Source organism: Pandoraea pulmonicola, from assembly GCF_000815105.2.
GTDB classification, from domain to species: Bacteria; Pseudomonadota; Gammaproteobacteria; order Burkholderiales; family Burkholderiaceae; genus Pandoraea; species Pandoraea pulmonicola.
Genome location: NZ_CP010310.2, coordinates 3452642 through 3465304 on the forward strand (window position 1 = coordinate 3452642; position 12663 = coordinate 3465304).

Annotated in this window: 7 protein-coding genes; 2 read left to right on the forward strand and 5 right to left on the reverse strand. The window is 64.5% G+C overall.

The window, feature by feature from the left end; genetic code table 11:
* Positions 1-49: 49 nt before the first annotated feature.
* The 3 genes from lpdA to RO07_RS14800 form a co-directional block, all read right to left on the reverse strand.
* Positions 50-1480 carry a dihydrolipoyl dehydrogenase gene (lpdA, locus tag RO07_RS14790; RefSeq protein ID WP_039411781.1) on the reverse strand — a complete coding sequence of 477 codons (1431 nt, stop codon included), beginning with the start codon at positions 1478-1480 and terminating at the stop codon, positions 50-52.
* A 103-nt stretch (positions 1481-1583) separates the two neighbouring features.
* Positions 1584-2849, reverse strand: coding sequence for a 2-oxoglutarate dehydrogenase complex dihydrolipoyllysine-residue succinyltransferase (gene odhB, locus RO07_RS14795; protein ID WP_039411785.1), 1266 nt, complete (start codon positions 2847-2849; stop codon positions 1584-1586).
* 89 nt (positions 2850-2938) lie between these two features.
* Positions 2939-5800, reverse strand: coding sequence for a 2-oxoglutarate dehydrogenase E1 component (locus tag RO07_RS14800; protein ID WP_115089111.1), 2862 nt, complete (start codon positions 5798-5800; stop codon positions 2939-2941).
* Between the two features lie 541 nt (positions 5801-6341).
* On the opposite strand from RO07_RS14800, the gene RO07_RS14805 reads away from it, so the two are divergent.
* Both RO07_RS14805 and RO07_RS14810 read left to right on the forward strand, forming a co-directional pair.
* Positions 6342-8171: an assimilatory sulfite reductase (NADPH) flavoprotein subunit gene (locus RO07_RS14805; protein ID WP_039411788.1), complete on the forward strand. Its 1830-nt coding sequence runs from the start codon at positions 6342-6344 to the stop codon at positions 8169-8171.
* A gap of 176 nt (positions 8172-8347) precedes the next feature.
* Entirely contained in the window at positions 8348-10069 is a 1722-nt protein-coding gene (locus tag RO07_RS14810) for an NADPH-dependent assimilatory sulfite reductase hemoprotein subunit (protein WP_052267342.1), read from the forward strand.
* A gap of 105 nt (positions 10070-10174) precedes the next feature.
* On the opposite strand, the gene RO07_RS14815 is transcribed toward RO07_RS14810, so the two are convergent.
* Both RO07_RS14815 and RO07_RS26780 read right to left on the reverse strand, forming a co-directional pair.
* Positions 10175-10570 carry a hypothetical protein gene (locus RO07_RS14815; RefSeq protein ID WP_072637057.1) on the reverse strand — a complete coding sequence of 132 codons (396 nt, stop codon included), beginning with the start codon at positions 10568-10570 and terminating at the stop codon, positions 10175-10177.
* 163 nt (positions 10571-10733) lie between these two features.
* Positions 10734-12350 (reverse strand): methyl-accepting chemotaxis protein, encoded by a 1617-nt coding sequence (locus RO07_RS26780; RefSeq protein WP_039411794.1) that lies wholly within the window; start codon positions 12348-12350, stop codon positions 10734-10736.
* Between the last annotated feature and the right edge of the window lie 313 nt (positions 12351-12663).

Below are 12663 nucleotides of genomic sequence, written 5' to 3' on the forward strand. Positions count from 1 at the left end.
CAAAGGCGAGTCGCCTCGCCTTTGTTCGTACACATCAGCGTGACGCTGCTTACTTGTTCAGCGCGCGCTTCTCGACGTCGAGGGCGGCTTCACGCATCACTTCCGACAGCGACGGGTGCGGATGGCAGATACGGCCGATGTCTTCCGACGCCGCCTTGAACTCCATTGCAACCACGGCTTCGGCGATCAGGTCCGAAGCATTCAGGCCGATCACGTGCACGCCGAGGATTTCGTCGGTCTTGGCGTCGGCCAACACCTTCACGAAACCATCCGACGAACCCATGCCCAGCGCACGGCCGTTGGCCGCGAACGGGAACTGACCCGGCTTGAACTCACGACCTTCGGCCTTCAGTTGCTGCTCGGTCTTGCCGACCCAGGCGATTTCCGGCGAGGTGTAGATCACCCACGGAATGCAGTTGTAGTCGATGTGCGGCTTCTGACCGGCGATGACTTCGGCCACCAGCACGCCTTCGTCTTCGGCCTTGTGCGCGAGCATCGGACCACGCACCACGTCGCCGATCGCGTACACGTTCGGCAGCTTGGTACGGCAGTGCTCGTCCACCGGAATGAAGCCGCGCTCGTCGGTCGCCAGACCGATGTTGCCCAGACCCAGATCGTCGGTGTTCGGCACGCGGCCGACCGACACGATCAGGCGGTCGACTTCCAGCGTCTTGGCGTTGCCGTCCTTGTCCGTGTAGTTGACCGTCACGTTGTTCTTGCCGGTCTTCACTTCGCCGACCTTCACGCCGACGTTGATGTCCAGACCCTGCTTCTTGAACTGCTTGGCGGCTTCCTTGGCCACGCCGGCATCGGCGGCGGCCAGGAATTCGGGCATGGCTTCGAGCACGGTGACCTCAGCGCCCAGACGGCGCCACACCGAACCCAGTTCCAGACCGATCACACCGGCGCCGATCACGCCCAGCTTCTTCGGCACGGTGTCGAACGAGAGCGCACCTTCGTTATCCGAGATGAGCTTGTTGTCGACCGGCATGCCCGGCAGGTGGCGCGCCTTCGAACCCGTGGCGATGATGACGTTCCTGGCGGTGACCGACTCATTCTCGGCGCCCGTCACATCGATCTGGTAACCACCGTCGTTCTTGGCAACGATCTTGCCGTGGCCCTTGAGCCACGTGATCTTGTTCTTCTTGAACAGGAACTCGATACCACCGGTCATCTTGTCGACGATGCCCTGCTTGCGCTTGAGCATCTGCGCGATGTCGATCTTGACGCCCGACGTGGTGATACCGTGATCGGCCAGGTGGTGACCGACCTTTTCGAATTCCTCCGATGACGCGAGCAGCGCCTTCGACGGAATGCAACCCACGTTCAGGCACGTACCGCCAAGCACCATCTTGCCGGCCGGGTTGGTCCACTTCTCAACGCAAGCGACCGAGAAACCAAGTTGGGCGGCGCGGATGGCGGCGATATAACCACCGGGGCCGGCGCCGATAACGACTACATCAAATTCTTTGTTTGCCATTTTGAGACTCAGTGAAGGTTGACGGCAGGAGGAGGCGCGGCGCGCCGGCCGCGCAACGTCTGTTGCGCATGGCCGGGCGCTGCCGCGCGGTGCGCGCTAACGCTTACAGGTCGAGCAGCAGGCGAGCCGGATCTTCCAGCGCTTCCTTCATGGCGACGAGGCTCAGCACGGCTTCGCGGCCGTCGATGATGCGGTGGTCGTAGCTCATGGCCAGATAGTTCATCGGGCGGATGACGATCTCGCCGTTCTCCACGACCGGGCGGTCCTTCGTGGCGTGCACGCCGAGAATGGCCGACTGCGGCGGGTTGATGATCGGGGTCGACAGCATCGAGCCGAACACACCGCCGTTCGAGATCGAGAACGTACCGCCGGTCATTTCCTCGATCGACAGCTTGCCGTCGGCAGCCTTCTTGCCGTACTCGGCGATCTTCTTCTCGATGTCGGCCAGGCTCATCTGGTCGGCGTTGCGCAGGATCGGTACCACCAGACCACGCGGCGAGCCGACAGCGATACCGATGTCGAAGTAGCCGTGGTAGACGATATCGTTACCGTCGATCGAAGCGTTCACGGCCGGGTACTTCTTGAGCGCGTGCACGGCGGCCTTGACGAAGAACGACATGAAACCCAGCTTCACGCCGTGTTCCTTCTCGAACTTGTCCTTGTACTTGTTGCGCAGATCCATCACCGGCTTCATGTTGACCTCGTTGAACGTGGTCAGAATGGCGTTGGTCTGTTGCGATTGCAGCAGGCGCTCGGCGATACGGGCGCGCAGGCGCGACATCGGCACGCGCTGTTCCGGACGGCCTTCGAGCGACGTGTCGCGGCCCGCCGGAGCGGCAACCGACGGCAGCGCGGCGCGTTGCGCCGGGGCCGGGATCGACGAGGCGGCAGCGGCCGGCTTGGCACCGGCGGCCAGGGCGTCGCCCTTGGTCACGCGGCCGTCGCGGCCCGAGCCGGCGACGTCGGTGGCCGACAGGTTCTTCTCGGCGAGCACCTTGGCAGCGGCCGGACTGGCGATACCACCCGAGGCGCCACCGGCTGCGGGGGCAGCGGCCGGGGCGACAGCGGCAGCCGGCGCAGCGGCTTCGGCCGGCTTGGCGGCGACCGGCGCGGCAGCGCCTGCCTTGGCTTCGGTATCGATCTTGGCAATGATCTGTTCGGACGTCACGGTGTCGCCGGCCGAGGCGCTCACTTCGACGAGCACGCCGGCGGCGGGGGCCGGCACTTCGAGCACGACCTTGTCGGTCTCGACTTCGATCACGGTTTCATCCTGAGCGAAGGCTTCACCGACTTTCTTCTTCCAATCGAGCAGCGTACCTTCGGAAACCGACTCGGAAAACTGGGGGACTTTGACTTCTACAATGGCCATTTCTGGATCCTGGATTCGATAAACGTTCAATTCGGAAATACGGCAGCGGCCGTCCCTGGGGGAGGACGACCGCTGCAGGACCTAACCGCTTACTGCGCCACGGTCGCGCCCTTGAGGCGACCGAAAGCCGTATCGAGCAACTGCTTGAGTTGTTCGTAGTGCTTGGCGTAGTAGCCCACGGCAGGCGAGGCCGAAGCCGCGCGCCCCGCGTAAGCCAGCTTCTGACCGGCGCTCATGCTCTCGATCAGGTGGTGTTCGATGTAGAACCACGGACCCTGGTTTTGCGGCTCGTCCTGGGCCCACACCACGTCGGTGAGGTTTTTGTACTTCTTCAGCTCGCTCTCGAACGCCTTGTGCGGGAACGGGTAGAGCTGTTCCACACGAATGATCGCGACGTCGTCCCGCTTCTCTTCGCGACGGCGGGCGATCAGGTCATAGTAGAGGCGGCCCGAGCAGGCGATCACGCGCTTGACCTTCTCAGCGTTGATCGTCTTGTCGGTTTCACCGATGACCGTCTGGAAGCCGCCCTCTGCGAGTTCCGACAGGTCGCTCACGGCTTCCTTGTGGCGCAGCAGCGACTTCGGCGTGAACACGATCAGCGGCTTGCGCAGCTGGCGGATCATCTGACGACGCAGCAGGTGGAAGATCTGGGCCGGCGTGGTCGGCTGGACCACTTGCATGTTGGTGTCGGCGCACAGTTGCAGGTAGCGCTCGATACGTGCCGACGAGTGTTCCGGACCCTGGCCTTCGTAGCCATGCGGCAGCAACATCGTCAGGCCCGAGACGCGGCCCCACTTCACTTCGCCGCTCGAGATGAACTGGTCGATCACGACCTGTGCACCGTTGGCGAAGTCACCGAACTGGCCTTCCCACAGCACCATCGTGTTCGGCTCGGCGGTCGAGTAACCGTACTCGAAGCCCAGCACGGCTTCTTCCGACAGCACCGAGTCGATCACCGTGAAGCTTTCCTGGCCATCGGCCACGTGTTGCAGCGGCACGTACGTGCCGTCGTTCCAACGCTCACGGTTCTGGTCGTGCAGCACGGCGTGGCGGTGCGTGAACGTACCGCGGCCCGAATCCTGGCCGGTCAGACGCACAGCGAAGCCCGACGAAACCAGCGAGGCAAAAGCCAGGTGCTCGCCCATGCCCCAGTCGAGCGGCTGCTCGCCCAGGCCCATCTTGCGACGGTCGTTGATGACCTTCTCGACGAGCGGGTGGACCTTGAAGTTCGCCGGGATCGTGGTGATGCGCTCGGCCAGACGCTTGAGTTCGTTCAGCGGCACGGCCGTATCGGCGGCGTCGGTCCACTTCCTGTTCAGGAACGGCACCCAGTCGACCGCGTACTTGCTCTTGTAGTTCGAGAGCACGGGATCGATGGTGTGATGGCCTTCGTCCATGGCCTGGCGATAGGCCTTGACGAAACCGTCGCCCTCTTCCGCCGTGATCACGCCTTGCGTGACCAGCTTCTCGACGTACAACGCGCGCGTGCCCGGATGCTGGGCGATCTTCTTGTACATCAACGGCTGCGTGACCGCCGGCGTATCCTGCTCGTTGTGGCCCAGCTTGCGATAGCAAACGATGTCCACGACGGCGTCCTTCTTGAATTCCTGACGGAAATCCAGGGCCAGTTGCATGGCCAGCACGACCGCTTCGGGATCGTCGCCGTTCACGTGCAGCACCGGCGCTTCGATCATCTTGACCACGTCCGAGCAGTACGTCGTCGAACGGGCGTCACGCGGATCCGACGTGGTGAAGCCGATCTGGTTGTTGATGACGATGTGCACCGTGCCGTGCGTGCCGTAACCACGCGTTTGCGCGAGGTTCAGCGTTTCCATCACGACGCCCTGGCCCGCGAAGGCGGCGTCGCCGTGAACTTGCACCGGCAGCACGCTGGCCGCATCAGCTTCGCCGCGGCGGTCCATACGGGCCTTGGCCGAGCCTTCGACCACCGGGTTCACGATTTCGAGGTGCGACGGGTTGAACGCCAGCGACAGGTGGACCGGGCCACCGCTCGTCGAGACGTCGCTCGAGAAGCCCTTGTGGTACTTCACGTCACCGGCCGGCAGATCGTCCACGTGCTTGCCTTCGAATTCGGCAAACAGGTCCGACGGCATCTTGCCGAGGGTGTTGACCAGCACGTTCAGGCGACCGCGGTGGGCCATGCCGATCACGATTTCCTGCACGCCCTTCGCACCGGCGTGGTGGACGAGCTCGTCCATCGCCACGATGAACGATTCGCCGCCTTCGAGCGAGAAGCGCTTCTGGCCGACGAACTTGGTGTGCAGATAACGCTCGAGGCCTTCCGCGGCCGTCAGGCGTTCGAGGATGTGTTTCTTCTTCTCTGCGCTGAAGTTGGGCGTGGCACGCACCTTCTCCAGACGCTCCTGCCACCAGCGCTTTTGCACCGGATCGCTGATGTACATGTACTCGGCGCCGATCGAGCCGCAGTACGTGTCGCGCAGCGACTTGAGCAGATCGCGCAGGCTGGCCTGTTCAAAACCGAAATACGTGTTCTCTGCCGAATACACGCCGTCCATGTCGGCTTCGGTCAGGTCGTAGAAGGCGGGCTCCAGTTCGGGAATCGCCGGGCGTTCCTGACGCTTGAGCGGGTCCAGATTGGCCCAGCGGGCGCCGAGGAAGCGGTAAGCGGCGACGAGCGACTGCACGTGCACCTGCTTGCGGGCCATGGCCAGGTCAGAGGCGCCGGCGCGCGGCACGAAGGCATTGGCCTTGGCGCGCTGGGCGAACGACTCCACGATCGGGGCGTGAGCCACGTCGTTGGCGTTGGAACCATCAACAGCGGGGACGTTTTGCAGTGCGTCGAAATACTGACGCCAGTTGTCCGGCACGGACGCCGGATTATCAAGATACGATTCGTACAGTTCTTCGACGTAGGGGGCATTGCCGCCGAAGAGGTACGAGTTCGCTTGGAATTGTTCCATCAAACTCATTTTGCGCTCACCTTTTCTACGAGTGACTCGAGAAATAGCGGGTTACGAAACCTTCCGCGACACGGCCTGACCGGATAGCGGATTGCGAGAATCAAGTGGTGCTTGGAAGGACCTGATCAATCACGGCGAGCAGCATAGCACGTTTTTCGGCACCGACCGCCTCGGAAAGCCGTCAGACGGGGACTTGCGGCGTGCCCGCCGCATGGGTCGCACAGCGCCTCGGAATCGCCCCCGAACTTCCGTTGGCCTGCCCGGCATCGTGCGCATATCCAACCTCGATTTCACTCGGTTACCTGCGATTCGACCGTGATCATGCCGTCAACGCGCACAATCGGGCAGCGCGCGCCGCGCCGGCCTTCGCCCACGCCGCTTATGCTTATATGGAAATTGGATATATAGGAATTAAATTTTATTATTTTAATTTCTAATCAGTGACCGATATCGTGTCGACTATCCCCTTGCCGGTCCATCTGGGGGTGGCTTGACGGGTCAGACCCGCCCGGGCTTCCGCGCTGGTCCGGCCCCTGGAGCCCACAACGACATGCAAGAGACGACGCCTCTCACCGCCCAGCAAGCCCAGTTGCTCAGCCAACTGGTCGACGGCCTTTCCACCGAACAGCTCGCCTGGGTGCGCGGTTTTCTCGCCGGCATCAACCATTCGGTGCGTCATGCCGGCGCGCAGGCGCCTGCGGCCGGCACGGCCGGCGCCGCCGCTCCGCAGTTGACCATTCTGTACGGTTCGCAAACGGGCCATGCGCAGGAAGTCGCCGAGCACGCCAAGGCGCGTGCGGTGGCGGCGGGCTTCAAGGTCGACCTGTTCGCCATGGGCGACTACAAGGCGTCGCGCCTGAAGAACGACAAGCTGCTGCTCGTGGCGGTGTCCACGCAAGGCGAAGGCGAACCGCCCGACGACGCCCGCGACTTCTACGAGTTCCTGCACGGCGAGAAGGCTCCCAAGCTCGAAGGCACGCGTTTCGCCGTGCTGGGGCTGGGCGACTCCAGCTATGAGAAGTTCTGCCAGGCCGGCAAGGACTTCGACGCTCGTCTGTCGGCGCTTGGCGCCGAGCGTCTGGTGGCGCGCGCGGACAGCGACGTCGACTACGACGGCCCCGCCGAGCGCTGGATCGAAGAGGCGGTCGAAGCCCTCAAGCGAGTGGCCGCACCGGCCGCCGCGGGCAAGGCCGGCGTCCCGGACGGCTTCAGCCTGGCGTCGCTGGCCGGCGCCGCGGCGCCCGCCGCCGCCGCGAGCCAGTACAGCCGCAAGCATCCATTCGACGCCACGGTGCTGGAGAACATCACGCTGTCGGGCCGCGGTTCGTCCAAGGAAGTGCATCACGTCGAACTCTCGCTGGAAGGCTCCGGCCTCACCTACGAGCCGGGCGACGCGCTCGGCGTGGTCGTGAAGAACGACGAGACGCTTGTCGACGAACTCATCGACACGCTTGCCCTCGACCCGCAAGCCACGACCACCACGCAGGACAGTACGCTGTCCCTGCGCGACGCGTTCCTGCGCGCCTACGACATCACCACCCTGTCGCGCGCCTTCCTGGAGAAATACGCCGCGCTGACGGAGTCGACCGAACTCAAGGCGCTGCTCGCGGCAGGCAACGAGACGGCCCTGCGCGACTATCTGTATGGCCGCGACGTGCTCGACGTCGTGCGCCAGTTCCCCGCGCGCAAGGTGAAGGCCGCCGAGTTCGTCGGCACGCTGCGCACGTTGCAGCCGCGCCTGTATTCGATCGCGTCGAGCCTCGCGGCGAACCCCGACGCCGTCCACATCACCGTGGGCGCCGTGCGCTACGACAGTCATGGCCGCGCGCGTCGCGGGGTCGCTTCGACCTACCTGGCCGACATCGCTCGCGAAGGCGAGACGGTGCCGGTGTACATCGAAGCCAACCGCAACTTCAAGCTGCCGTCGGACACCAATGCGCCGGTCATCATGGTCGGGCCGGGCACCGGCATCGCGCCATTCCGCGCGTTCGTGGAAGAGCGTCAGGCGCTCGACGCGCCGGGCAAGAACTGGTTGTTCTTCGGCGATCGCAACTTCCGCACCGACTTCCTGTATCAGCGCGAATGGCAGCGCTATGTGAAGGACGGCGCGCTCACCAGGATCGATCTCGCCTTCTCGCGCGATACCGAAGACAAGGTCTACGTGCAGCACCGCATGCGCGAGCAAGGCAAGGCGTTGTACGCCTGGCTGCAGGAAGGCGCGCATCTGTACGTGTGCGGCGACGCCGACCAGATGGCGCGCGACGTGAACACGGCGCTCGTCGACATCGTGGCCGAGCACGGCGGTCTGGCGCCGGATGCCGCCGCCGAGTACGTGAAGACGCTGCAACGCGAAAAGCGCTACCAGCGCGACGTGTACTGATCGTCGGACGTTCCGAATCACGAATCCCTCATCACGACAACGCACGACGAGACGCCGACGCCTGCGAGACCCGATAGCCGGATGATCGCGACGCAGGCGCCACACCGTAGGCGAGCCCGGCGGGCTCATGAAAGCGCCCGCCCGAATCGACAACCGCACCGACAACAGCAGCCCACATGACGCAAACTACGCAAGCCAACGCCGCCGCGGCCGCGCGCTCCGAAGTCGAGAAGATCAAGGACGTCAGCAACTACCTGCGCGGCACGATCGCCGAAGGTCTGGCCGACCCGCTCACGGGCGCGATCTTCGAGAAGGACGCCCAACTGCTCAAGTTCCACGGCTCGTACATGCAGGACGATCGCGACCTGCGCGCCGAGCGTCAGAAGCAGAAACTCGAGCCGGCCTACCAGTTCATGATCCGCCTGCGCATGCCGGGCGGCGTGTGCACGCCCGAGCAATGGCTCAAGCTCGACGATCTCGCGCAGAAATACGGCGGCAATACGATTCGCCTGACCACACGCCAGACGGTGCAGTACCACAACGTCCTCAAGCACCAGCTGCGCCCGCTCATCAAGGGCATCGACGAAGTGGCGATGACGAGCATTGCCGCGTGCGGCGACGTCAACCGCAACACACTCGTGTCGAACAACCCGCATCTCTCGCCGGCGCACGCCGAGGCGCTCGAATGGTGCCGCAGGATCGACCAGCATCTGCTGCCGCAGACCACCGCGTATCGCGAGATCTGGCTCGGCGACAAGCGTCTGGGCGCCGGCAAGGAAGACCACGAGCCGATCTACGGCAAGCATTACCTGCCGCGCAAATTCAAGATCGCCATTGCGATTCCGCCGAACAACGACGTCGACATCTACGCGAACGACCTCGGCTTCATCGCCATCGTGAACGGTGACGGCAAGCTCGAAGGTTTCAACGTGACGGTCGGCGGCGGCATGGGCATGACGCACGGCGACGCCGCGACGTATCCGCGCACGGCGACCGTCATCGGCTACACGCCGGCCGAGCGCGTGGTCGAAGTGGCCGAGAAGGTGCTGCTCGTGCAGCGCGACTTCGGCGACCGTACGAACCGCAAGCACGCACGCCTGAAGTACACCATCGACGACCGCGGCGTGGAGTGGTTCAAGGAAGCGCTCAACCGCTACCTCGGCTGGCATCTGGAGCCGGTGCGCCCGTTCACGTTCACGACCAACGGCGATCAGTACGGTTGGCTCAAGGGGGCGGACGATCTGTGGCACCTCACGCTGTTCATCCAGAACGGCCGCGTGAAGGACTGGGACGACTATCGTCTGATGACCGGCCTGCGCGAGATTGCCAAGGTGCATGACGGCGACATCCGCATTACCGGCAACCAGAATCTGATCGTCGGTCGCGTGAGCGACGCCAGGAAGGCGCAGATCGACGCCCTCGTGAAGGAATTCGGCCTGCTCGACGGCAAGCATCAGAGCGCGCTGCGCATCAACTCGATGGCGTGCGTGGGTTTCCCGACCTGCGGCCTCGCGCTCGCGGAGAGCGAACGCGCGCTGCCGGATCTGGTGACGCGTCTGGAGAAGGTGCTCGACGAAGCGGGTCTGGCCGGCGAGCCGATCACGATTCGCACGACGGGCTGCCCGAACGGCTGCGCGCGGCCGTACATCGCCGAAATCGGTCTGGTCGGCAAGTCGGCCGGCAAGTACAACCTGTACCTCGGCGCGGGCTTCCACGGCCAGCGGCTCAACAAGCTGTACAAGGAGTCGGTGAGCGACGACCAGATCGTGGCAGAGCTCACGCCGCTATTCCAGCGCTATGCGAAGGAGCGCGAGGCCGGCGAGAAGTTCGGAGACTTCCTCGTGCGTCAGGGCGTGGTGAAGGAAGTGGTCGAAGCGCGCGAAGACTTTCACGGTTGAGGTCGACGGCGATGCGCTCCACGGGGGCGCCGCCCAGGAACAACGCCACGGCAAGCCGTGGCGTTTTTTCATCGCTGAATCAAGCGAAATGAATCGGCTCGACGATCAGTCGTTGCTGCCCGAGTACGGCACGATGCAGCGCTTGACGGTGGCCTCGTAATCGCGCGACAGGTTGCTGCCCGGCGTTTCGAAGTACTGGATACGCGCGCCGAAGCCGCCCTGACTGATGTCGACGTACGGGTTGTACGTGGCCTTGCCTTCGGCGTCCGCTCCGCGATAGACGCGCACGCGGTCCCATCCCTGACGGGCATACGAGGTCGAATCCACGTTCGGCGCGAGTTCGCTCCAGCCGTGATAGATGCAGTTGAGCACCATGAAGCGATCGGCCCCGGTGCCCTGGTCGAGCAGTCGACCCGTCGCCGGATCCGGCCGGCTCATCTGGTTGATCGGACCGCAACCGGCCAGAACGGCCACCGCCGCCATCAGCGCCACTCGCTTCATACTTCGACACCCTCAACTGAGCAAAAGATGGGCAATGTTACCCGGTTCGGCGCACTGCCGCCATGAACCCGCGCTCTTCTCTTTGCCCATGGGCCGCCTACCAGTCGCCCAAGACACTGTCGTCACAGCCGCCGGCGCCCTCGTTCGACGCCGGCGTCGCCCGCTACGCTGCCAGCGAAAGCGGCTTGCCGCCCACCGCGTGCAGCGCGGGCCGCGCGGTGCCGCCGTGCCGCTCGTCGCCGAGCCGGAAGCGCGCCATCTCTTCGCGCAGCGCCGCGGTCTGATCTTCGAGCGACGCCGCCGCGGCAGCGGCCTGTTCGACGAGCGCCGCATTCTGCTGCGTGACGGTGTCCATCTGCGTGACCGCCTGATTGACCTGTTCGATGCCGCCGCTCTGCTCGTCGGAGGCGGCCGAAATCTCGCCCATGATGTCGGTCACGCGCTGCACGGCCTGCAGAATGTCATCCATCGTGCGACCGGCTTCGGCCACCAGCGACGACCCGTCGCTCACCTTTTGCGCCGAGGTCTCGATGAGCGCCTTGATCTCGCGCGCGGCGGTGGCGCTGCGCTGCGCCAGCGTGCGCACTTCGCCCGCCACCACGGCGAAACCCCGGCCCTGCTCGCCCGCGCGCGCCGCTTCGACGGCCGCGTTCAGCGCCAGGATGTTGGTCTGGAACGCAATGCCGTCGATCACGCCGATGATGTCCACGACCTGTGCCGAGCTCGCGGAGATGCCTTGCATCGTGTCGACCACGCGCGCGACGACCTGACCGCCGCGCGACGCGATGTCCGACGCATTCACGGCCAACTGACTCGCCTGGCGCGCGTTGTCGGCGTTCTGCTTGACGGTGGCCGTGAGCTCCTCCATCGACGACGCGGTCTCCTCGAGCGACGCCGCCTGCTGTTCGGTGCGCGCCGACAGATCGGTGTTGCCCGCCGAGATCTCGGCCGTTGCCGTGGCCATCGCGTCGCAGCTGCGACGCACGCCGCGAATCGTGCCCGCCAGGCGCGACTGCATCGTCTCCAGGCCGCGCATGAGCATGGACATCTCGTCCTTGCCGCTCACGTGGACCGGATTGTCGAGATGGCCGGCGGCGATCTCTTCGAAGTGGGTGAGCGCCTGCGCCAGCGGCCGCATGATCGCGCGGCGCAGCGAGAAATAGCATGCGATGGCGAGCAGCACGCCCACTGCCGTGGCGCCGATGCTCAGCCAGCGAAATGCCGCCAGCTCCGTCATCGACGCCTCGTACGTCTCGCGACCGAGCGTCATCTTGTAGTTCGCCAACGCGTCGCTCGCCGCCGTGAGCGTGGCGTAGTACTTCGGCAGCACGTTCATCGTGAGATCGTCCATGGCCGTGCGATCGCGCGCGTCGATGGCGGCGAGCATCGGTTCCATGCCCTTGTCGAAGAATTCCGTGCGGCGCTTGGCGACTTCGTCGGCGAGGCGCTGCTCCTCGGCGCCGCGCGGCAGCGCCTGGTAGGCCACCCAGGCCGCATTCGCGTCCTTGATCATGCTGCGCGCGCGCGCCGCCACCTTTTCCACGTCGGGCGACTCGGGATGCAGCACCACACGATCGAGAATGGCGCGCGTGCGCGCCAGCGTCGCGTTGTCCTTGCCCAGCGCCACCGTGGCCGCAAGGTGGTTCGCATACGTTTCGCGAAGCGCATCGCCGGTGCGCGTCATGCCGGCAATCCCCAGTGCGCCCAACAGAATCAACAACACCGCCAACAGCGCCATCGTCATCCCAAGGCGCGCCTTGATCGAAAAGCTCCGCAACATACTGTCGTCTCCATCTCGGTGTCGGGTTTCTTATCCCTCGCCCGGCCTCTGTCGGGCCGGTGCTACTTGTCACATCGGCGTCTCAAACGCCAGACTTGAGCATCCTGCGGGTATACGCGGCCATACGCCAAGGTGCGACCGCACATCCGGATTGATGCAAATCAACCCCCGATCGCGCCGCAGCCCACGCCCCTGCTGTCTTACAGACCAAAACCGGAAAACGTGGCAAGGTTTGCGAATTCCACCGAAAAATCGACACCCGTCGTCGGACACCGGTCCGATCTTACATAGTTTTTCATAAATACAAAGGATA